Here is a 20,179-nt window from a genome sequence, read left to right as displayed (position 1 = left end):
GCCGTGCCGGCCGAGGGCAGGGAGCTGCGGCGGGCGCTGCTGCGCCACGGCGTGGTCACGGTCGTCGTGGTGCTGGTCGCCGTCGTGTCGATCACCTCCGGCGTCGCCCTCTTCGCCCGCCAGGACGCCCACCGGACCGCCGAGAACACCGCCCGCCAGGTCGGGAGGGCCGTCGGCGTCGCGGTGTCGCGGCACGACCTCTCGGCCCCCGTCGACGAGGACACGCGCCGGGAGCTCGACGCGGCCGTCGGCCCGTTCCTCGCCGGCGGGATGATGTCGCGGGTCAAGATCTGGTCGCCGCGCGACGGCGTCGCCCGCATCGTGTACTCCGACGAGCCGCGGGTCGAGGGGGAGACCACGCGCTACGACCCGGCGGCGATGGGGCCGCTCGGCACCGGGGGATCGCTCGTGCAGGAGGTCCCCGACGACCCGGAGCACCGCTACGAGTTCGCGCACTCGAGCACGCTGCTCGAGGTCTTCTCGACCTTCCGCGACGCGCGGGGCGCGGAGACCTGGCTCGAGCTCTACATCCGGGTCGACGAGGCCGCCGCCGTGCGCACCACCGCGGTGCCCGTCGCGGCGGTGGCGGCGGCGGGTCTGCTGCTGCTCGCGGTCGCGACGCTGCCGGTGTCGGTCTCGCTGGCGCGACGCTCCGAGCGCGCCCGGGCCGAGCAGCGGGCGGCCCGCGACTACGCGCTGGCGGCCGCCGAGACCGCCCGCCGGGAGATCGCCCAGCGCCTCCACGACGGCGTGCTCCCGGACCTCGCCGGCGTCGGCCTGCTCCTCGAGGTCGTCCGGGACGAGGGCGGGCTGCGCTCGGCGGCCTCCGCCTCCGTGCTGGGCGAGGCCCATGCCCTCCTCACCGACGAGATGCGGCAGCTCCGGGGCCTGCTGGACGACCTCGTCCCGCCGAGCGTCGCGCCGGGTGGGCTCGCCGGGGCCCTGGAGGGGCTCGCGGAGCGTCTGTCGTCGCCGACCTCGGGGACCATCCGCGTCGAGACCTCGCTCGACGGCCCCCTGCCCGACGACCTCGAGCTCACGCTCTACCGCGTGGCCCACGAGCTGATGCGCAACGCGGTCCGCCACGCCGGGGCGTCGAGCATCGAGGTCTCGGTCGCGGTGGAGCCCGGCGGCCGGGTCGCGCTGCGCGTCACCGACGACGGCGACGGGTTCGACGCCCACGCCCCGCCCGCGGCGGGGCACGTCGGGCTCCTGCTGGTCCGGGGCGTGCTCGCCGACCGCGGCGGCCGCCTCGAGCTCGTCAGCGGGCCCGGGCGCGGGACGTCGGCGGTGGCCCGGGTGCCCCTCGCCCGCCCCTCGGCCCCGCGCCCGCGCCGCGGCGGGGGCGAGCGGGCACGGGCGCGGGCCTGAGCGCGGGGATCAGGCCGCGACGTCCGCGCGGGCCCGGGCGGAGCGCCGCGCGCGGTGCGCGGCGAGATCGGTGACGGCCGCCCCGCCCGCGAGGTGGTGGAGCAGGTCCACCAGCGGCGGCCGCGCGGCGACGAGGTGCTGCGCCTGCCGGGCGCGCACGACGAGGTGCTCGTCGCGGCGCGCGGAGGTGGGCAGCACGGTGTGCTCGAGCCAGGCGAGGGCGGGCACGTCCGGAGGTGCCTCGTCGGCGTCGAGGGAGAGGTCGACCGTCCACACGAAGCGCGCCGCCCGCCGCGCGCGCCGACGGCCCGCGGCGGGGTCGACGGGGTCGGGGTGCCGGCGCTCGTGGCGGACGACGTCGGCGAGCAGCAGCGCCGCGAGGTGCTCGGGGTCGAGCCCGGCCCCGTCGCCGACGCGCCCGAGCAGGGGCAGCGCGAGCTCGTGCGGGGTGAGCACGGCGTCGAGGTAGTCGTCGAGGTACGGGTCCCGCCCGCGGTGGCGCGCGGCGATCGCGGCGAGCGCCTCGAGGATCGGGGTCGGCAGGTCGTGACGGCCGGCCCGGCGGATCCGGCGGGTCACGAGGCGGGCGAGGGCGAGACCGTCGGCGGGGTGTGCCGTGAGCCACGCGTCGAGCTCGCGCGCCAGGTCCTGGTCCAGCATCGCGGCGTCCTCTCCGGTCCGGTGTGTCGGCCCCGAGCCTGGGCGGGCGGGGCCGCCGCGGCGATCGGGTGTGCCCCCGCAGCGGGGGGTGCCGACCCGTCAGACCAGGCGCGTGAGCAGCGCCCGCGTGCCGGCCCGCAGGTCGTCGAGGGCATCGGCGTCGCCGGAGAGGTGGCGCAGCAGGCTCTGCTGGAACAGCCCGTCGAAGGCGGCGTAGGCGAGGCCGCTGGTGCAGCGGGGCGCGCGGCCGGCGAGCTCCGCCGACGCGGTGACGATCCGCCAGATCATGCGCTCGAGGCTCGCGTCGATGTCGGCGACGTCGAGCCGGAACGACTCCTCGAACAGCGCCTGGGACCGCAGGTCGTACCAGAGCCGGTGCAGCAGCGCGTCCTGCTCGAGCGTGGCGGCGAGTCCCTCGCCGGCGTCGTGCAGCAGCGCCTCGGCGTCGGTGGCGTGCGCGGCGATCGCGTCGTAGCGCTCGACGCACTGCGCCTTGTAGCGGCGCACGCAGTAGGTGATCAGCTCGACCTTGTCGCGGAAGTAGTAGTGCAGGACGCCCAGGCTGGAGCCGGAGCACTGGGCGATGTCCCGCAGGCTCGTCCGCGCGTACCCGCGCTCGGCGAGGGTCTGCAGCGCGGCGTCGGCGAGCGCGCGGCGGCGCTCCTCGAACTTGTCCACCCGCCGTCGCGCGAGCCGGTCGCCGGCGTCGGTGCTGGTCACGGTGGGTCCTCCCGGGGCGGAGCACGTCCCGGGCAGCCTAACGCGCGGTGTCGGACGCTCGTCCAGCTTTCGTTGGACGGTCGTCCGAAGACGTCCTTGACGGTCGTTCGGCGCCCTCCCTAGCGTGTGATCCACACCACCGACACGACACCACCGACACGACGATGTGGGGAGTCCCATGAGCGCGTTCGACCTGACGGGCCGCCGGGTGCTGATCACGGGCGGGGCCCAGGGCCTCGGCGAGGGCATGGCCCGGGCGCTGACCGGTGCGGGGGCGGCGGTGATGCTGGCCGACGTCGCGGAGGACGTGGGGGAGAAGGCCGCGGCCGCGCTGGCCGCCGACGGCCACACCGCCCGGTTCGTCGCGCTCGACGTCACCGACGACGCGCAGTGGGAGTCGGCGGTCGCGCAGACCGTCGGCGAGCTCGGCGGGCTCGACGTGGTGATCAACAACGCCGGGCTCGAGGTCACCCAGCTGCTGGCCGACACCGAGCCCGACGACGTGCGCCGCATGCTCGAGGTCAACCTGCTGGGCACGATGCTGGGCATCAAGCACGCCTTCCGCGCGATGCGCCCGGGCGGCCCGGCCGGGCAGGGCGGCGCGATCATCAACGTCGCCTCGGTCGCCGCCACCATCGCGTTCCCGTCGATCGGCGGCTACTCGGCCACCAAGTCCGGCGTCGACCGCCTCACCCGGGTCGCGGCGATGGAGTCCGGCAAGCTCGGTTACGGCGTGCGGGTCAACTGTGTCTACCCGGGCCTGGTGCCCACCGCGATGGGCCAGAAGCTGGCCGTCGAGACGGCGGGCCTGGGGCTCTTCGAGAGCCCGGACGCCGCCGTCGGCGCCGTCGTCGAGCTGACGCCCTCGGGGCGCCTCGGCGAGGTCTCCGACATCGCCGACGCCGTGGTGTTCCTGGCCTCGGACGCCTCCCGGTTCGTCAACGGCGCCGGCCTGCCGGTCGACGGCGGCATGGGCATGTGACCGGGATGCGCCTGGTCGACCACCTGGACAAGGGGGCGTCGCTCGACCCCGGCGCCCCCTGCCTGGTCTGCGAGGGCGAGACCGCGACCTACGCCGAGGTCCAGCACCTCAGCGGCCGCATCGCCGCGGCCCTGGTGGCCGACGGCACCGCCCCCGGCGACAGGATCGCGATCCTCTCGGCCAACGACCCCACCGCGTTCACCTGCGTCTTCGGGATCAGCCGCGCCGGGGCGGTGTGGTGCCCGGTCAACCCGCGCAACGAGGCGGCGGAGAACCGCGAGCTGCTCGACCTGTTCGGCTGCTCGGTGCTCTTCTTCCAGGCCTCGTTCGCGCCCCTCGTGGACACGATCCGCGGTGACCTCCCACGTCTGCGCACGCTGGTCTGTCTGGACGGCGACGTCCCCGGGGCGCGCCGTCTCGGGGACTTCCTGGCGGCCGGGGGTCCCGAGCCGGTCGACCGCGACAGCGGCGACGACCTCGCCCTGGTCGTCGGCACCGGCGGGACGACCGGGAGGCCGAAGGGCGTGATGCTCACGGGCACGACCATCGAGTCGATGACCGCGCTGACGCTGATGAGCTACCCGTGGCCCGAGCGCGGCGCGCCGCCGACCTACCTGGCGCTGGCCCCGCTCACCCACGCCGCCGGGGTGCTGTGCTTCCCGGTGCTGTGCCGGGGAGGCGAGATCGTGATCATGCGCGCGCCCGACGTCGGCGGGTTCCTCGACCACGTCGAGCGCCACCGCGTCACCCACACGTTCCTGCCCCCGACGCTGATCTACATGGTGCTCGACCACCCCTCGCTGCCCGAGCGCGACCTGTCCTCGCTGCAGTGCTTCTGGTACGGGGCCGCGCCGATGTCGGTGGCCCGGCTCGAGGAGGCGCTGACGAGAATCGGGCCGGTGATGGCCCAGCTCTTCGGGCAGACCGAGGCGCCGATGATGATCTCGACGATGGCGCCCGTCGACCACTTCGAGCCCGACGGGTCGATCGCCCGCACCCGGCTCTCGTCGGCCGGGAGGCCCTCGCCGCTGGTCACGGTCGCGATCATGTCCGAGGACGGCCGGCTGCTCCCGCCCGGCGAGCGCGGGGAGATCGTCGTCCGCGGTTCGCTGGTGATGCGGGGCTACCTGGACGACGCGGCGGCCACGGCGGAGGCGTCGCGGTACGGCTGGCACCACACCGGCGACATCGGCTACCTCGACGAGGACCGCTTCCTCTACATCGTCGACCGCGCCAAGGACATGGTCATCACCGGCGGGTTCAACGTCTACTCGACCGAGGTCGAGCAGGCGCTCATGGCGCACCCCGCCGTGGCCGACAGCGCGGTGATCGGGCTGCCCGACGACAAGTGGGGCGAGCGGCTGACCGCCGTGCTCACGCTGCGCCCCGGCACCTCGCTGGACCCCGCCGAGCTCACGGCGTTCGTCAAGGCGCGCCTCGGCAGCGTGAAGACGCCCAAGCAGGTGGAGATCTGGGAGGACCTGCCGCGCTCCAAGGTCGGCAAGGTGCTCAAGGCGGAGATCAAGAAGTACCTGCTCGACCTCGACGCGCCGTGAGCCGGGCCCGGGGTGCCGCGTCAGTGGCAGGGGAAGCCGAGGAAGTGCCGCGCGTCGTGCACCAGCTCGTGAGCAGTACCGGGCGAGCCTCGTGCGGGCGCCGCGGAAGGTGCTGCGCGAGGAGTTCGGCTACGACGTGCCCGAGTCGGTGGAGATCCGCGTGTGGGACTCCAGCTCGGAGCTGCGCTACTGGGTGCTCCCGCAGCGCCCCGCCGGCAGCGACCGCCTGTCCGAGGACGAGCTCGCCGCGCTGGTGACCCGCGACTCGATGATCGGGGTCGGGGCGACGAAGGCGCCCGCGTGAGCTCGCCCGCCTCGCCCGTCCGGGACGAGACCGAGCTGGGCGAGGCCCGCCGGCGCGTCGAGTCGCTGATCGCGGGCACACCGGGCGGCGACGGTCAGGCCTCGTTCCGCGAGCCGTGGGAGTTGCGCGCCTTCGCCCTCGCGGTCGCGGCGTATCACGCGGGCCAGTACGAGTGGTCGGAGTTCCAGCTCTCGCTCATCGCGTCCATCCGGCAGTGGGAGGCCGACGGTGCCGACGAGGCGACCGCGCCGTGGAGCTACTACGAGCACTGGTTGACCGCGCTGGAGACGGTCCTCGCCGGCAACGGGCTGCTGTCCGAGGCCGACCTCGACGAACGCACGCGCGCCGTCCTCGCCACGCCGCGGAACGCCAACCACCACGAGGCGCACCGCGAGCCGGTCGCGATCGACCCGGCGGTGCGCTGACGGCGCTCAGCCCGGCGCGACCTCCAGGGGCGGCGGGCCCGACCGGTCCCAGGCCCACGCCAGCGTCGCCCGGACGCCCTCGCACCAGCCCGGACGCGCCGCGAGGTCGGGGAGGAACCGGTCGCGGTCCTGCGCGGCCCGCCACTCGGCCTCGATCGTCGCCGGCTGCGCGACGCACGCCCGCAGCGTCACCGGCGACCGCGCCTGCCCGCCGCAGAGCGCCGTGCGCATCGGGACCGCGGCCAGCCACCGGCAGGTCTGCGCCACGGCCTCGGTGTAGCCGTCCGCCTCGCGCCGGCCCGCCGCGTCCCAGACCGCCAGGAACTCCGCGCGCGGGACCCGGACGTTCTCCCCCCGGAGGCGGGCGGCGTCGGCGGCGGTGGGTGCCACGGGCCCTACGCCGCCCCGGTGTCGTGCGGGGCCTCGCCGTTCGTGCCGACGAGCACCGGTCCGGCGAGCTCACCCACGGCCGGGAGGTCGAGGGTCCGGCGCAGCTCGCCGAGCTGGATCAGCGTCCGGTGCCGGCGTTCCTCGAGCTCGGCCACCGCGCGGGCGGCCGCGTCGCGCCGGGCCTCGGCCTCGGAGGTGACGGTGCGGGCGCGTTCCTCGGCGGCGCGACGGCGCTCCTCGGCGTCGGCCAGGGCCGCGGACACCTCGTCCTGCCGCGCGGCCAGCGCCGCCTCGACCTGTTCGGTCCGGCGCCGGCGGGCGTCCGCGGCCTCCTCGTCGAGCCGGCGACGGTCGGCGGCCGACTCCTGCTCGCGCCGCTCGATCTCGGCGCGCGTGCGCTCGACCAGGTCGCGCTGCTCGGCGTCGGACTCCACGCGGTGGCGGTCGTGTTCGTCGCGGGCGCGCTCGGCCTCGATCCGCATCGCCCGGGCCTCCTTCTGGGCGCCGAGCACGATGGCCGCGGCCCGCTCGGCGGCCTCCTCGAGGCGCGCGTGCGCCCGGCTCGCCGCCTCGTCGAGGAGCGCGGCGGCGCGCTCCTCGGCGTCGGCCACGGTCGCGTGGGCCCGGCCGCGCGCCCGCTCGGCGACCGCGCCGGCGTCGTCGGCCGCGGTCGCCCGGATCGCCGTGGCCTCCTCCTGGGCGAGCCGCAGCAGGTGCTGCAGCCGGGCCGAGAGCCCGTCGACGGCGAGCGGCGCGCTCACGAGCCGGTCGACGTCGGCCTGCGTCGTGCGCAGCTCGGCGCGCACCTGCTCCTCGGCCCGCACCATGGCGTCCCGGTCGGCGGTCATCACCTCGAGGTCGGCCTGCGCCCGGTCGAGCGCCTCCTCCACCTGCACGCGGTCGTAGCCGCGGCGCACGACGTCGAAGCCGACGCCCCACCACGGGATCCGCCGCTCGCCCCGGCTCGGGGCGCCCTGTTCTCCGGCCGCGCCGTTCTCCCCCCGCGTCATGTGCCCCTCCCTCGATGCGCCGCCGCGGTGTCCGGGACCGAGTCTTGTCCTGCCCGGGAGCCGGAGGTAGGGCCGTTCGGCGCTGCGCCGGGTCACGGTCGGGCCACGACGCGCCAGGCGATGTGACCGGCGATGTGACCGGCGATGTGACCGGGCGGACGGACCGCGCGCTGCGCGTGGCCCGCCCGCCCGGATCGTCGGGAGAGGTCAGGCGTCGGCCTTCGGGACCCCCATCCCGGGGTCGATCCGCGCCGGCCCGTTCTTCCCGGGCTTGACGTCGATGTCGAAGATCCCGGTCGGGAGGTAGACCGTCGAGCACGAGTTCGGGATGTCGACGACACCGGAGAGGCGGCCCTCGATCGGGGCGGCGCCCAGGATCATGTAGGCCTGGATGTCGGACCAGCCGAACGTCGTCAGGTAGTCGATCGCGTGCAGGCAGGCCCGCTGGTAGGACAGGTGGGAGTCGAGGTAGCGCTGCTCGCCGTCGAGGGTCACCGACGTCCCCGAGAAGGCGATCCACTCGCTGTACTGCGGGTCGGTGTTGCCCGGGATGAAGATCGCGTTCTCGGACACGCCGTAGGTCTGCATGCCGCCCTTGATCAGATCGACGTGCAGGTCCATGAACCCGCCCATCTCGATGGCGCCGCAGAACGTGATCTCGCCGTCGCCCTGGGAGAAGTGCAGGTCGCCCATGGAGAGGTTCGCGCCGTCGACGAACACCGGGTAGAAGACGCGGCTGCCCTTGGTGAAGTTCTTGATGTCCTGGTTGCCGCCGTTCTCGCGCGGCGGCGCGGTGCGGGCGGCCTCGTTGCGGGCGCGCTCGAAGTCGTCGCCGGACAGCGAGCCCAGGATCGCCGAGTCGGGCTGGGGCGGCAGGGCGAGCGGCGGCACGGCCGTCGGGTTGGTGTCGATCAGCGCCTGCTCGCGGGCGTTCCACTTGCGCAGCAGGTCGTGCGACGGCGCGGTGCCCATGAGGCCGGGGTGCACGATGCCGGTGAAGGAGACCCCGGGGATGTGGCGCGACGTGGCCTGCCCGCCGCGGAAGTCCCAGATCACCTTGTAGGCGTCGGGGAACTGGTCGGTGAGGAAGCCGCCGCCGTTGCGCTTCGCGAAGACGCCGGTGTAGCCCCAGCCCTGTCCGGCCAGCGGCCCGGAGTCCTCCTGCGGGATCGGGCCGACGTCGAGGATGTCGACGATGAGCAGGTCGCCGGGCTGGGCGCCCTCGACGGCGATCGGGCCGGAGAGCACGTGGACGCTGTTGAGCGGCGCGTTGAGGATGTCGTCGGCGGAGTCGTCGTTGTGGATCGCGCCGTCGAACCACTCCCGGCAGTCGACGCGGAACACGTCGCCGGGCTTGACGTGCACCTGGGCGGGGACGTCGGGGTGCCAGCGGTTGTGGCCGACGATCTCCTGGTCGGTGAACTTCTTGTTGCTGTCGAGCGGGAAGATCTTCTTCGGCATCGTTTCTCTCCTCGTGAGGGGTTCGGGACGGGTCAGGCGACGGCGTGCTCGCCGGCGGGGGCGGGCGTCGCGGGGGCCCGCGAGCGGCGCGCCCACGGGATCAGGGCCGCGAAGACGACCACGCCGAAGATCGCGAGCCCGATCGCGAGCGGGACGCCGATCTCCGTGTAGACGCCGGTGAGCAGCAGGAACGCGGGGATCCAGGCGGTGACCCAGCCCTGGATGGCGCACACCGCTCCCGTGTAGCGCCCGATCCCGTCGCGCTTGCGTCCCAGGAGCACGAAGAACAGGGACCAGAGGAACGCCCAGTACAGCCAGATGACGCCGAAGGCCGGGTCGGCGAAGCGGGTGAAGTTCAGCGCCGAGAACACCACCGCGGTGATGGCCACGAACAGGCAGAAGTAGCCGAGCCCGGTGCCGTCCAGGTCCCAGGTCAGGTTCACCGCGACGTAGAGATAGGTGAACGAGAACAGGAACAGGCCGGACGCCGCGAGGATGACGTCGGCGTCGCCGCCCGCGGTGAAGATCAGGTACAGCGGCGTGATGATCTGCAGTCCGCCGACGAAGAAGTTCATCGGTGCGGCGGACCGGGCGTCGATCCACCCCAGCAACATGACGCCGTTGATGAAGAGCACGGCGCCCACGAAGAGCAGGCCGACGCTAGCCACGGGGCGGCGCCCCTCGGAGATGCGGCATGGCAGTTCCCTTCCTGGAAGAGGGCAGGTCGGAGCACCCGCGCGGTCGTCGGCGACCGTGCGGGCGGGGGAGAGGGAGTCGGTCTAGGGCCGGGGCAGGGCCGCGGTCCGCGGATCGAGGCGCGGCGCCGGGCGCGGACCGACGGCCCGGGGCGGCGGCGCGGACACCACGGTCGGCTCGGTGCGGGAGGCCTCGGCACGGTCGATGGCCGCGATGCGGGCGCCGTCGCCGCGCAGGCGGGGAGCGGTGATCACGCGGGTGGCGTCGGCGCCGCAGGCCGGGCAGGACACCGTCGGCGGGGCGGCGCCCATGGGTCGCATGACCTCGACGGGGCCGTCCTCGTCGCACCGGTACGCGTACAGGGGCATGCGGGTGGATTCCCTTCGCCGTGGTGTCGCCGAGGAGATATGGCAATCGCGAAATGTTTTCCCCGGAAAGTTAGCCAGCGCGCGACGAGGGTGTCAACGGCCGTCGCGGGCGGTCGCGCGCCGACGACTCACGGTCACAGCTGCTGGACGACGTCCCAGGTCAGCCCGTCCGCGACGGCCAGGAAGACCTGCTGGTGCAGATGGCGGTCGCGCAGCTCGACGGTGCCCCGTGGGCTCTCGTACGCCAGCCCGTCGGCCACCGACATCATCGCCGGCACGTCCATGGAGCCGGCGCGGCGCATCAGCTCGGTGAGCAGCCGGACGCCCTCGTAGCAGGACTCGCCGAGGCTGTTGAGCACCGGCGCCTCGTCGCCGAACTCGCGGAAGTAGGTGGCCGCGAACTCGAGCCCGGAGCTCGTCGCGAGGTCCTCGAAGTAGCCCGCCGACGTCATCAGACCGCGCGTGCTCTCCGACCCGGAGGCGAGCAGGACGTTCTCCTCGATCAGCGAGCTGAAGCGCAGGATGTCGCGGTCGAGCCCGGACGCGGCGAAGGCGCGGTTGAACGCGACGGCGTCGTCGCCGATGAGCAGCATCAGCACGGCCTCGCAGCCGCTGGCCTCGACGCGGCGCAGGACCGAGGAGAAGTCCGACGTCCCCAGCGGCACGAACATCTCGTCGCAGACCGTCCCGCCCATGCGCCGCAGGTAGCGCGCCGCGGTGGCGGCCGACCGGCGCGGCCAGACGTAGTCGTCGCCGACGATCGTCCAGCGCCGCACGCCCGCGGTGCGCGCGAACCAGTCGAGGGTCGGGCCGAGCTGGAGGTCGGGCGTCTCGCCGGTCAGGAACACGCCGGGCCGGTGCTCGCCGCCCTCGTAGAGCGCCGTGTACGCGTAGGGGACGCGCCCGCGGATGCGCGGCGCGACCGCCTCGCGGACCGCGGAGATGTGCCACCCGGTGACGGCCTGCACCGCACCGGCGCTGACCAGCGCGTCCACCTCGATGGCCACCTCGGCGGGGCTGCGGCCGCCGTCGACCGGCACCAGGTTCAGCTCGCGCCCGAGCACCCCGCCGTCGGCGTTGATCTCCTGCATCGCGAGCGTCGCGCAGCTCTCGCAGGAGGGGCCGAAGATGCCGGCCGGCCCCTGCAGCGGGACGACGAGGGCCATGTCCAGGACGTCGCGTCCGCCGGGGGTGCGCGTCGTTCCCGGGCGGGGAACCAGCGACTCGGCCATTGCTCGACGCTAGCGAGCACGCCCCGGTGCGGAGCTACTCCGATCGTACGAGTTGGCTCGCGTCCGGTAGGGCTTGTGGAGGCAACCTGGCCGTGCTCGTGCCCGCCGGGACCGGCGACCTGGCTACCATCGGCGCCGTGCCAGCCACTGCCGGAGGGTCCACCGGGGACGGGGAGGAGTCGCTCCGGCTCCTGTCGCTCGTCGAGCGCACCCTCACCGCGCGCCTGGAGGAGGCGCTGCGGGGCTGCGGTTCCAGTCTGGACCAGTGGCGGATCCTACGTCTGCTCGCCGAGCGTGGCGGTTGTCCGATGAACGTCGTCGCCGACCACGTGCTGCTCCTGGCGCCCAAGCTCAGCAAGCTCGTCGACCGCATGGTGTCGGCGAACCTCGTGCTGCGCCGCCGCGACCTGGAGGACCGGCGCCGCGTGCTCATCGTCGTGTCCGCGCGCGGGCGCCGGGCGCTGGCCGAGTGGGACGAGGTCACCGCCGACGTGCGCGGGCAGTTCCGCGACCTGCTCGGGGCGGACGCCGAGCAGTTCGAGTCGCTGCTGCGGCGCCTCCAGGACGGCCTCGACCCCGCCGCCGCGGAGGCCCTCGAGGCGCCGGCGGGCTGACGCGACCGGTTGCGTCACATGACGTTGCGGGTGTGCAGGGCCGAGAGCTCGGCGGCCTCGTCGGGCGGGAACCCCAGCCGCGCGAGACGCTGACGCCGGCCGTCGTCCATGGCTCTGTGCAGGTCATCACCTGCCCGACCGCGGCCTCGACGTCGGCGGGCACCGGGTCCCCTCCTGCCCGAACAGCAGGTGGTTGCCGTCGATCATGCAGGCGGCGTCCACCTCGCGCCGCGACCAGCGCCTTCGCGGCGTCCCGCTCGCCACCGATGTGGTCGCCGTGCAGGCCGACGCCGACGCCGACGTCGAAGCGGCGCACGGTCAGGTCGGCGAGCCCCTCGCCCCGCAGGAACGACAGCGGGATCAGCGCGGCCTGCGGGGAGTCGACGGCGCCCAGCGCGACCGTCCCGCCGGCCAGGCCGGCCATCGAGCGCGTTGGCGCGTCGGCGCGCACCACGACCACCGAGGTGAGGTCCTGGTCGGTGTCGCGCATGACCGTCGAGCTGACCCGCCGGCCGTGCGCGGGTACCCACGTCCGCGTCAAGATCGGCCCCGGTCCGAGGTCGAGAACGGGGCATCGACTCGCGGTGCCGGCGAGGAGACCGAGCTGTGCCCTCCGCGTCGTCTCTCGTCCCCGATGCTCTCGAGTGCCCGCCGAGCGAGCGCCACCGCCTCGGTGAGCGCGGAGGCGCGCGCGGCTGACGCTGTCGCCGCGTCCGGCCTCATGGCGGCTGGGTCCATCACAGTGCTCAGTCGTCGCTCCTCGGCGCCGACATGGGGCCGACGGTCCCCGGCCCCAGCGACCAGGACGCCGAGGGCCGCTGCCTCGCGGGCGCGTCCGACGTCGGCGAGTACGGCGACGACGTGGGTCAGGACCCACCACTGCATGAACTCGTTGTTGAGCTGCGCCCAGGCGTCGAGGGCGTCGGCGAGCTCGGGCAGAGCGGCCGTGGAACGGGTCGTCCGGGCTCTCAGGGCCGCGGACGCCGACCGGGCGAGGGTGACGAAGAGTCGGCAGTCGGCAACGGCGCCGTGCTCGATGGCGGCCGCGTAGCGCTCCAACGCACGGTCCGGGTCGGTGCCCTCCAGCACGATGCCCTCCACGGTCGCCGCCCAGGCAAGCGTCGTCGGGTGGTGGGTCGCGCTCACGGTGTCGCGGAGACGCTCGATGACAGCGGCGGCCTCGTCGGTCCGGCCCTCGTAGCACAGTGCCTGGGCACGGCAGAGCTCGAAGACCATGGCTCGGACGTCGTCTCCGGCAGCGTGGGACGACGTGGCGAGCTCGCGGTAGCTCGCCGCTGCCTCGGCCGCGCGGCCGCTGAACATCGCGAGATGCGCGTCCACCCGGCGAGCCTGCATCGCCGCGGGCGCCGACGGTCCGCCGGCCCGCTCGATCGCGCGTGCCGCGAGCGTCGCGGCCTCGTCCCGTCGACCCGAGGACCAGGCCACCGTGGCCGCCGTGGCCAACGCGCGGGCCAGATCGTCGGGGGCCGCGTCCGAGATGCCGGCCCCGGCAGGGTCGCCCTCCCACTCCGCCACGACGAGTCCCCAACGCAGCAGGTCGAGGCGCTGACGTCCGTAGGCGAAGTCGTGGATGTCGGCCGCCATCCGGACGGCGAGTCGACGGTCCTGCCCGCACGCGTGGGACCAGGCGGCGTGCAAGTCGTCGAGCAGCTCGGTCAGAGCGCGCACCGCGCCGGGCTCGTCCGCGCTCCACAGCACCGCCACATGTATCTCGAGCCGGTGGGCGGTGTCGCGCGCATGCCGGCTCGCCCACCGACGGTGCTCCCCCGTTGCCTCGAGGCGCTCGCCGGCGTGCAGGCGGAGGGTCTCGAGGAGGCCGAACCGGTTTCGCACCCGCCGGACCAAGGACTGTTCGACGAGCCGCGCCAGCAACGGCGCGATCATCGGCTCGGGGAGCCGGTCGTCGGCGCAGACCGTCTCGACCTGGTCCAGCCCGAAGGAGCCGGGAAAGATCGCCAGGCGGGCGAAGAGCGCAGCCTCCTCGGCGGTGAGCAGCTGGTGGGACCACTCGACCACCGCGCGCAGGGTGCGGTGGCGTTGCCCGGCGGTCCGGCGGCCGCCGGCGAGCAGGTCGAGCCGGTCGCCGAGGCGTTCGAGGAGCAACGGGAGGCCGAGCGCGTCCGCGCGGGCGGCACCGAGCTCGATCGCGAGGGGTAGGCCGTCGAGCTCCCGGCACACCCGGGCAACGAGGCCGATCTGCTCGGCGTCGAGGGCGCCGCTGGTCCTGGTCGGCATCCGGTCCAGGAACAGCCGGACCGCAGGGTTCGCCTCGTCGGCATCGGTCGGCACGAGGAGGGGAGGCAGCGCCTGCACCGCCTCCTCGTCCACACCCAGGCGCTCCCGGCTCGTCGCGAGCACCGTCAGCCCGCGCTGCTGGATCAGGACCCGCTCCACCAGAGCGGCGAGCGCATCGAGCAGGTGCTCGGCGTTGTCGACGACGAGCACGCCGCGGTGCGCGGCAAGAGCGTGGGCGAGGTCCTCGGCAGGGTCCTCATCACCGAGCTCCACCCCCGTTGCCGTGGCGACCGCCTCGAGGAGCCGGCCCTCGGTGACCGGGACCAGATCGACCCACCACACCGCTCGACCCGCCGCCGACGCCCGGTGCGCCAGCTCCAGGGCCACGCGCGTCTTGCCGACACCGCCCGGACCGACGATGGTCACGAGCGATCGCGCCGTGAGGACGTCCCCGAGGTGGGTGAGCACGTCGTCCCGGCCGAGAAGTGCGGTCGGCGGCCGGGGCGGGAGGCGGGGCCCGGTACGGGCAGGGACCGGGACGCCGACGCTCGGGATGGACCGCTCAGGTGCCGGGCGTGGAGCGGGCACGGCGGCCGGCCCCCGGGTGGGCGCGATGTCCGGGAGCTCGGCGCGGAGGACACCTGCATGCAGGTGGCGCAGCGCCGGTGACGGGTCGAGCCCCAGCTCGTCGCGGACGTGGTCGCGGTACCGCCGATACGCCGACAGCGCCTCGGGCACACGACCGTCGCCGACCAGCGCGCGGACCGCCAGCTCGACCGGCCGTTCGCGAAGCGGGTGCTCGGCGATGAGATCGGTCGCGGTCGCCGCTGCGGTCGCCGCCGCCCCGGAGCGCAGCAGCGCCTCGACGTGGTGCTCACGCGCCACGATCCTCAGGTCCTCGAGCCGGGTCGCCGCCGCGCGAGCGAAGCTGTCGGCGAACTCGCCGTACGCCGGTCCCCGCCACCGGATCAGTGCCGTGTCGAGCACGGCGAGCGCACCGTGCGGGTCGGAGGCGAGCCGGGCCGCCGCACCCCGTACCTCCTCGGCGAAGGCCTCCGCGTCGATGTCGCGTCGGTCGACATGCAGCAGATAGCCCGGTGGTCGGGTCACCACCGACGCCGCACCCGGGCCCAGCACCCGCCGAAGCCGGGAGACCACCCGGTGCACCGCGTTGTCCGGGTCGGCCGGCTCTGCGTCCCCCCAGACTGCCTCCACCAGTCGAGCGGTGGACACGAGCTCACCCGGAGTGAGCAGCAACGCCGTGAGCAACGCCCGGGAGCGCGGTCCCCCGGGCACGACGGGGCCGGCCTCGGTGAGGACCTCCAACGGGCCCAGCACGCGGAACTGCATGGCCGGTTCCTCCGGATCCGAGGGTCGCACGACAGACGGTGTCAGCGGAACGGCACTCCACGGTCAGGCGGCCGGCTCAACCTTTCCTCGACCACCCACACCGGGGGTCACAACCCGTGAGGAGAAGGACATGAGCACGACGACCACGACCGTTGACACGACCGCCCGGAAGGCCCGCCCCCGCGACCACACGGCGGTCGCGACCGCTTTGGCAGCCGCGTTCCACGCCGACCCGGTGTTCGGATGGCTGACCCCGGACGAGGACCAGCGACGACGCATTCTCCCGACATTCTTCGACCTCGCCGTCGACATCTTCCGTCCTCACGACGACATCTGGTGCGTCGGCGAGGACGACAACGGCGGCGTCGCCGGCGGGGCCCTCTGGTCACCGGCCGGCGTGGAGCCGATGGACGAGACCGCCGGACAGCGGTTCGTCAGCCGTTGCGCGGAGCTCGCCGGCCCGGACGCCAGTCGCTGGGAGGACGTCATCGCCCTGCTCGACGAGAACCACCCCCACCACACTGACCACGACTACCTGTGGCTCCTGGGCGTCGTGCCCGACCAGCAGGGCCGAGGGCACGGGAGCGCGATGCTGCGCGCCGTACTGGATCGGGGAGACCGCGACGGAGTGCCGACCTACCTGGAGGCCACCAGCCGGGAGAATCTCCGGCTCTACGAGCGCCACGGGTTCCGAGTGACCGGCGAGCTCGCGGTCGCCGGCGGTCCGTCGCTCTGGGCAATGTGGCGAGAGCCGGCTCGGTGACCCGGACCGGGGCGGGTGACGGTCACGCCACCCGTCCCGGCCCGGTCGCGAAGTGATCGGAATGAGCACTTCCCGCCGTTCCAGCCTTATCGGTCGCCGATGCGTGCTGTCGTCGCGGTGCAGGGCCCGGAGTCAGTGCGGGATGGCGCTGCGCGCGGCGCGGATGGCGCGGCGAGCGTGTGCGACGGTGTCCCTCGGGGTGAGGCGGGCACCTCGGCGCAGCGCCTCGTCGGTCGCTGCTGCGCCATGCCGTGCCCGGAGGCGCTCTACAGCCGACTCGACCGGGGAGGCGTAGGGCCCGAAGCTCGGGTACCGGTCCTGCACGGTCAGGAGCGCTCCAGCCAGCACCATCGCGTCGTCGACGGCGTCGAGCCGTTCGAGGAGCACGACGAGGAACCGCAACAGCCAGAGCTCGACGAGTTCGTTGCCGACCTGGTCCTGCTGCGCGAACAACCGGTCGAACCGGTCGAGCGTCGCCGCCGGCGCGCCGCTGCGGCACGCCAGGGCGACCGAGGACCCTCGGGCGAGGGTCTCGAACAGGCGGCAGTCGGCCTCGCCGGCGTGCGCGATGGCGGTCGTGTACGCGGCGAGTGCGCGCTCGACGTCGGTGTCGGTGAACGCCTCCCCGAGGATGTAGTGCGACCAGGACAGCAGGCTCGGGCTCGTGGCGCGCGAGCTCCGGGCGAGAATGCCGTTCAGGAGTTCCCGCGCTTCGGCGGCGCGGCCGGCGTAGACCAGGGTCTGGGCCACCGAGACCTCGTCGGCGAGGGCGCGGCCCTCCTCTCCGGCCGCGCGGTGCAGCTCGCCGCCCGCACGGAAGTAGTCGAGCGCGTCCTGGATGCGGCCCTGGAACATGGCGACGTTGCCGCGCTGAGTGAGGGCGCGAGCGCCCGCGGGCGGGTCCGGCTCGGCGGGCGGCGACTCCGGCCGCCGCGTGCTCGTCGGCCTCGGCCAGCCGGCCGGCCGCCCATGCCGCGGCGCTGGCCGCGGCCAGGGCGCGCGGTCGGCGTGGGTGGGCGACGTCCCACGCGGCGACGTGGAGTCCCCACGCCAGCAGGTCGAGGCGCTGGCGGCCGTACGCGTAGTCGTAGACGTCCCCGGCCAGCCGGACGGCGAGGGCTCGGTCGTGCTCGACGGCGTGGTCCCAGGCGGCCTGCAGGTCGGCGATCAGCTGGTCCGTCGCCGCGACGGCCGCCGGCTCGGCGGGGGTCCACATCGCGCGGGCGAGCGCGGCGAGCCGAGCGGCCGTGTCGTGAGCGTGCCCCCGCGGATGTCCCGATCTTCCCCCGCGGCGGCAAGCCTTTCCTGCGCATAGGTTCGCAGTGTCTCGAGGAGCCAGAACCGCCCGTCGCCGGCCTGGACCAGGGACTGCTCCACCAGGCGGGCGACGCCGGCGACGGCGCCGGTGACCGCGGCCGATGGCGTTGGCCCGTCCACGCCGACGGCCTCGACCTGCTCGAGGGAGAACGCGCCCGGGAACACCGCCAACCGGCGGAACAGCCGCGCGTCCTCGGGGGTGAGCTGCTCATGGGACCAGTCCACGACGGCGCGCAGCGTACGGTGGCGCGCGGCTCCGGTTCGGCGTCCCCCGGCGAGGAGGTCGAGCCGCTCACGCAGCCGTCCGGCGAGGCCGTCCAGTCCCAGGGTCCGGGCCCGCGCCGCGCCCAGCTCGATCGCCAGCGGCAGCCCGTCGAGCCGCCGGCACAGCTCGGCAACGAGCGCGACCTGCGTTTCGGAGAGCGTGTCGGCGTCCAGGTCCGGGGCGCGTTCGAGGAACAGGCGGACCGCGGGGTTGGACCGGTCCGCGTCGCCCGGCAGCGGTAGGGGCGCGAGACCCGGACGCTCTCGGCGTCGAGCGCAAGTCGTTCCCGGCTCGTCGCGAGCACCACGACACCGGGCGCTGACACGAGGACGCGCTCCACGAGCTCGGCGAGCGGGTCGAGCAGGTGCTCGGCGTTGTCCAGGAACAGCACTCCGCGCCGGTGGCGCAGCGCGGCGCACAGCGCCCTCGGACCGTGGTCAGTCGGCGGGAGCTCCGACCAGGTCGCGTCGGCGACGGCGTCGACCAGCCGCTGCGGGGTGACAGCGGTCAGGTCGGCCCACCAGACCGTGCCGCGCTCGGCCAGGCGGTGCGCGACCTCGAGCGCGAGGCGGGTCTTGCCGACCCCGCCCGGCCCGACGATCGTCACCAGCCGCCGGGTCGTCACCGCCTCCGTGATCATCCGCAGCTCGTCCGCGCGCCCGCTCAGCGCCGAGGGGCGCCAGGGCAGAGCCGGTTCCGGCGGCGAGGCCGCCGTCGTCGGGGTCGGCGGACCGACCGAGCGTTGCCGCGGCGGCTCGGGGTCGTCGCGCAGGATGCGCGCCTCGAGGTCGCGCAGCGCCGCCGTCGGATCGATCCCGAGCTCGGAGGCGACGTGCCCGCGGTGGGCGCGGTAGGCGCCGAGGGCGTCCGCGGTCCGGCCCGCGGTGTGCAGGCCGCGCATGAGCACCTCGACGGGCCGTTCGCGCAGGGGGTGCTCCGCTGCGAGGTCGCTGGCATGGGCGATGGCCTCCGTCGTCGCGCCCGCGGCGAGGAGCAGGCCGGCCCGCTCCTCCCGGGCGGACAGCCGCAGCTCCTCGAGGTGTGTCGCCGCGGGCCGTGCGAAGCCGTCGGCGAACTCGGCGTAGGCGGGACCGCGCCACCACGCCAGCGCTTCGCCCAGCAGGGCGGCCGCCGCCGCGGGGTCCGTCGCCGAGCAGGCCATCGCGGTGCGGTATTGCGCCTCGAAGCACGACGCGTCGATCGACGTCGCGTCGACCACCAGCAGGTAGCCGGGCGGGTGGGTGACGACCGCGCGCCCCGCTGGCCCCAGGGCCCGGCGGACCCGGGCCACGACCTGCTGCAACGCGTGGTCCATCGGATCGGGCGGGTCGGCGCCCCAGACGGCCTCGGCCAGCCGGTGTGTGGGCACGACCGAGTTCGGCTGCAGGAGCAACGCGGTCAGCGGCGCTCGCGGTCCCGCACCTGGCGGGACCGTCGCCTGCCCGCCGGAAACCTCGAGCGGGCCGAGCACGCGGAACAGCATCGGCTGACGTCCTGGTCGTTTCGTCCTGGTTCGGAGTCTGGCACGCACCGGAAGCTGTCAGGGACTCGTCAGGGCGCGGTCAGGAGCACCCGGAACCTGGTCGTCGTCCGGGCCGGAAGGAGCTGGCCCCGTCGCAGAGAGGCACCATGATGACCACCATCAGCACCCCGCGGATCCGCACGGCGACCCCCGAGACCAGCGGCCTCGGCGACGTCCTCGCCCGCGCGTTCCAGGAAGACCCCGTCTTCACCTGGTGGATCCCCGACGCCGACCGCCGGCGCGCCACCCTGCCCCCGTTCTTCGACCTGTTCGTCGAGACCTTCCTCGTCCACGACCTGGTCTACGTCGACGCGGACACCACCGGCACGGTGGTGTGGGGGCCGCCGTCGAACCCGCTGGGCATCGAGGACGAGGAGGCGTTTGGCGTCCGCATGGAGGAGATCGTCGCCGAGACCGACCTCCCCCGCGTCATCGAGATCGTCACCACCCTGGCCGAGCACCACCCCTCCGACCCGCACTACTACCTGCAGTGGGCCGCCGTCCTGCCCGAGCACCAGGGCCGGGGCATCGGATCGGTGCTGCTCGCGCCGGTGCTGCAGCGCTGCGACCGCGAGGGCGTGCCCGCGTATACGGAGGCCACCAGCCTCCACAACTGCCGGCTCTACGAGCGCCACGGCTTCGCATTCATCAGCGAGATCGCGCCCGCAGACGGCCCCCCGCTGTACCGGATGTGGCGGGAGCCCACCGCGCACTCTCGATCGTCGAGGTAGAGGCGGCCCGGAGCATCAGCGGCGGCGCGGCGTCGTACACGAGGCGAACTGCGCGTCAGGCAACTTCAGTGGGAGGGGTGGATGGAGGGCCGACTGCCCGGGCGCGGCGACCGGACGGACTGGTTCCGGTCTGAATGACAGCCAGGTCGTCGCGGTTGCTCCGCTCGGCGGTTGTCCAGAGATCGA

Annotated in this window: 19 protein-coding genes and 2 pseudogenes; 9 read left to right on the top strand and 12 right to left on the bottom strand. The window is 74.4% G+C overall.

Annotation, left to right across the window (positions count from 1 at the left end; all coding sequences use genetic code 11):
* Nucleotides 1-3: 3 nt before the first annotated feature.
* Complete coding sequence (locus PHK61_RS13710; RefSeq protein WP_274281545.1) at nt 4-1,371, top strand: sensor histidine kinase; 1,368 nt, start codon at nt 4-6, stop codon at nt 1,369-1,371.
* Between the two features lie 9 nt (nt 1,372-1,380).
* Here the strand turns inward: PHK61_RS13710 and PHK61_RS13705 are convergent, their stop codons facing one another.
* Together PHK61_RS13705 and PHK61_RS13700 are read right to left on the bottom strand one after the other, a co-directional pair.
* Nucleotides 1,381-2,031, bottom strand: coding sequence for a hypothetical protein (locus tag PHK61_RS13705; RefSeq protein ID WP_274281544.1), 651 nt, complete (start codon nt 2,029-2,031; stop codon nt 1,381-1,383).
* Nucleotides 2,032-2,130: 99 nt separating this feature from the next.
* Nucleotides 2,131-2,751, bottom strand: a complete 621-nt coding sequence (locus PHK61_RS13700) for a TetR/AcrR family transcriptional regulator (RefSeq protein ID WP_274281543.1) — start codon at nt 2,749-2,751, stop codon at nt 2,131-2,133.
* 178 nt (nt 2,752-2,929) lie between these two features.
* Here PHK61_RS13700 and PHK61_RS13695 point away from each other — a divergent pair, with 178 nt between their 5' ends.
* The 4 genes and pseudogenes from PHK61_RS13695 to PHK61_RS13680 all read left to right on the top strand — a co-directional run bounded on the left by PHK61_RS13695 (nt 2,930) and on the right by PHK61_RS13680 (nt 6,018).
* Nucleotides 2,930-3,733: an SDR family NAD(P)-dependent oxidoreductase gene (locus PHK61_RS13695; RefSeq protein ID WP_274281542.1), complete on the top strand. Its 804-nt coding sequence runs from the start codon at nt 2,930-2,932 to the stop codon at nt 3,731-3,733.
* A gap of 5 nt (nt 3,734-3,738) precedes the next feature.
* Nucleotides 3,739-5,289, top strand: a complete 1,551-nt coding sequence (locus tag PHK61_RS13690) for an acyl-CoA synthetase (RefSeq protein ID WP_274281702.1) — start codon at nt 3,739-3,741, stop codon at nt 5,287-5,289.
* A gap of 82 nt (nt 5,290-5,371) precedes the next feature.
* Nucleotides 5,372-5,593, top strand: a pseudogene (locus PHK61_RS13685) (nitrile hydratase subunit alpha); the annotation flags it as partial.
* On the top strand, nt 5,590-6,018 hold the full coding sequence (locus tag PHK61_RS13680; protein ID WP_274281541.1) for a nitrile hydratase accessory protein: 429 nt from the start codon (nt 5,590-5,592) through the stop codon (nt 6,016-6,018). The pseudogene PHK61_RS13685 and the gene PHK61_RS13680, both read left to right, overlap by 4 nt.
* 6 nt (nt 6,019-6,024) lie before the next feature.
* Here the strand turns inward: PHK61_RS13680 and PHK61_RS13675 are convergent, their stop codons facing one another.
* The 6 genes from PHK61_RS13675 to PHK61_RS13650 all read right to left on the bottom strand — a co-directional run bounded on the left by PHK61_RS13675 (nt 6,025) and on the right by PHK61_RS13650 (nt 11,109).
* The gene (locus tag PHK61_RS13675; protein WP_274281540.1) at nt 6,025-6,408 is read right to left on the bottom strand and encodes a hypothetical protein; all 384 of its coding nucleotides are present in this window, start codon (nt 6,406-6,408) and stop codon (nt 6,025-6,027) included.
* A 5-nt stretch (nt 6,409-6,413) separates the two neighbouring features.
* Nucleotides 6,414-7,418 (bottom strand): coiled-coil domain-containing protein, encoded by a 1,005-nt coding sequence (locus PHK61_RS13670; RefSeq protein WP_274281539.1) that lies wholly within the window; start codon nt 7,416-7,418, stop codon nt 6,414-6,416.
* Nucleotides 7,419-7,625: 207 nt separating this feature from the next.
* On the bottom strand, nt 7,626-8,879 hold the full coding sequence (fmdA, locus tag PHK61_RS13665) for a formamidase (RefSeq protein ID WP_274281538.1): 1,254 nt from the start codon (nt 8,877-8,879) through the stop codon (nt 7,626-7,628).
* A gap of 32 nt (nt 8,880-8,911) precedes the next feature.
* Nucleotides 8,912-9,547 carry an AmiS/UreI family transporter gene (locus PHK61_RS13660; protein WP_274281537.1) on the bottom strand — a complete coding sequence of 212 codons (636 nt, stop codon included), beginning with the start codon at nt 9,545-9,547 and terminating at the stop codon, nt 8,912-8,914.
* Between the two features lie 111 nt (nt 9,548-9,658).
* Nucleotides 9,659-9,943 carry an FmdB family zinc ribbon protein gene (locus PHK61_RS13655; protein ID WP_274281536.1) on the bottom strand — a complete coding sequence of 95 codons (285 nt, stop codon included), beginning with the start codon at nt 9,941-9,943 and terminating at the stop codon, nt 9,659-9,661.
* Between the two features lie 134 nt (nt 9,944-10,077).
* On the bottom strand, nt 10,078-11,109 hold the full coding sequence (locus PHK61_RS13650; protein ID WP_274281701.1) for a substrate-binding domain-containing protein: 1,032 nt from the start codon (nt 11,107-11,109) through the stop codon (nt 10,078-10,080).
* Between the two features lie 203 nt (nt 11,110-11,312).
* Between PHK61_RS13650 and PHK61_RS13645 the strand changes: the two genes are divergently transcribed.
* A complete protein-coding gene (locus PHK61_RS13645) occupies nt 11,313-11,789 on the top strand; it encodes a MarR family winged helix-turn-helix transcriptional regulator (RefSeq protein ID WP_274281535.1) in 477 nt (158 codons plus the stop codon).
* A gap of 537 nt (nt 11,790-12,326) precedes the next feature.
* Here the strand turns inward: PHK61_RS13645 and PHK61_RS13640 are convergent.
* Nucleotides 12,327-15,395 carry an AfsR/SARP family transcriptional regulator gene (locus PHK61_RS13640; protein ID WP_274281534.1) on the bottom strand — a complete coding sequence of 1,023 codons (3,069 nt, stop codon included), beginning with the start codon at nt 15,393-15,395 and terminating at the stop codon, nt 12,327-12,329.
* Nucleotides 15,396-15,525: 130 nt separating this feature from the next.
* Between PHK61_RS13640 and PHK61_RS13635 the strand changes: the two genes are divergently transcribed.
* On the top strand, nt 15,526-16,158 hold the full coding sequence (locus tag PHK61_RS13635) for a GNAT family N-acetyltransferase (RefSeq protein WP_274281533.1): 633 nt from the start codon (nt 15,526-15,528) through the stop codon (nt 16,156-16,158).
* 132 nt (nt 16,159-16,290) lie between these two features.
* Here the strand turns inward: PHK61_RS13635 and PHK61_RS13630 are convergent, their stop codons facing one another.
* The gene (locus PHK61_RS13630; RefSeq protein ID WP_274281532.1) at nt 16,291-17,013 is read right to left on the bottom strand and encodes a hypothetical protein; all 723 of its coding nucleotides are present in this window, start codon (nt 17,011-17,013) and stop codon (nt 16,291-16,293) included.
* A 312-nt stretch (nt 17,014-17,325) separates the two neighbouring features.
* Entirely contained in the window at nt 17,326-17,700 is a 375-nt protein-coding gene (locus PHK61_RS13625) for a winged helix-turn-helix domain-containing protein (protein ID WP_274281531.1), read from the bottom strand.
* Here PHK61_RS13625 and PHK61_RS13620 point away from each other — a divergent pair.
* Nucleotides 17,686-17,982 carry a hypothetical protein gene (locus PHK61_RS13620; RefSeq protein ID WP_274281530.1) on the top strand — a complete coding sequence of 99 codons (297 nt, stop codon included), beginning with the start codon at nt 17,686-17,688 and terminating at the stop codon, nt 17,980-17,982. The genes PHK61_RS13625 and PHK61_RS13620 overlap by 15 nt on opposite strands.
* Nucleotides 17,983-18,086: 104 nt before the next feature.
* On the opposite strand, the pseudogene PHK61_RS32035 reads toward PHK61_RS13620, so the two are convergent.
* Nucleotides 18,087-19,223: pseudogene (locus PHK61_RS32035) on the bottom strand (AfsR/SARP family transcriptional regulator); the annotation flags it as partial.
* Nucleotides 19,224-19,369: 146 nt separating this feature from the next.
* Here PHK61_RS32035 and PHK61_RS13615 point away from each other — a divergent pair.
* Entirely contained in the window at nt 19,370-19,993 is a 624-nt protein-coding gene (locus PHK61_RS13615) for a GNAT family N-acetyltransferase (protein ID WP_274281529.1), read from the top strand.
* The last annotated feature ends 186 nt before the right edge of the window (nt 19,994-20,179 follow it).

The sequence above is a fragment of the Actinomycetospora lutea genome (genome assembly GCF_028737205.1).
In the GTDB taxonomy this organism is placed as follows: Bacteria; Actinomycetota; Actinomycetes; order Mycobacteriales; family Pseudonocardiaceae; genus Actinomycetospora; species Actinomycetospora lutea.
Note: the sequence above shows the minus strand (reverse complement) of the source record. Positions and strands in the feature narration are given on the sequence as shown.

Excerpts from the sequence above, each read along its gene's own strand:
- PHK61_RS13705 (WP_274281544.1), bottom strand. The coding sequence starts at position 2,031 with ATGCTGGACCAGGACCTGGCGCGCGAGCTCGACGCGTGGCTCACGGCA.
- PHK61_RS13695 (WP_274281542.1), top strand. The coding sequence starts at position 2,930 with ATGAGCGCGTTCGACCTGACGGGCCGCCGGGTGCTGATCACGGGCGGG.
- PHK61_RS13690 (WP_274281702.1), top strand. The coding sequence starts at position 3,739 with ATGCGCCTGGTCGACCACCTGGACAAGGGGGCGTCGCTCGACCCCGGC.
- PHK61_RS13670 (WP_274281539.1), bottom strand. The coding sequence starts at position 7,418 with ATGACGCGGGGGGAGAACGGCGCGGCCGGAGAACAGGGCGCCCCGAGC.
- fmdA (WP_274281538.1), bottom strand. The coding sequence starts at position 8,879 with ATGCCGAAGAAGATCTTCCCGCTCGACAGCAACAAGAAGTTCACCGAC.
- PHK61_RS13655 (WP_274281536.1), bottom strand. The coding sequence starts at position 9,943 with ATGCCCCTGTACGCGTACCGGTGCGACGAGGACGGCCCCGTCGAGGTC.
- PHK61_RS13650 (WP_274281701.1), bottom strand. The coding sequence starts at position 11,109 with ATGGCCCTCGTCGTCCCGCTGCAGGGGCCGGCCGGCATCTTCGGCCCC.
- PHK61_RS13640 (WP_274281534.1), bottom strand. The coding sequence starts at position 15,395 with ATGCAGTTCCGCGTGCTGGGCCCGTTGGAGGTCCTCACCGAGGCCGGC.
- PHK61_RS13635 (WP_274281533.1), top strand. The coding sequence starts at position 15,526 with ATGAGCACGACGACCACGACCGTTGACACGACCGCCCGGAAGGCCCGC.
- PHK61_RS13630 (WP_274281532.1), bottom strand. The coding sequence starts at position 17,013 with ATGTTCCAGGGCCGCATCCAGGACGCGCTCGACTACTTCCGTGCGGGC.
- PHK61_RS13620 (WP_274281530.1), top strand. The coding sequence starts at position 17,686 with ATGGGACCAGTCCACGACGGCGCGCAGCGTACGGTGGCGCGCGGCTCC.
- PHK61_RS13615 (WP_274281529.1), top strand. The coding sequence starts at position 19,370 with ATGATGACCACCATCAGCACCCCGCGGATCCGCACGGCGACCCCCGAG.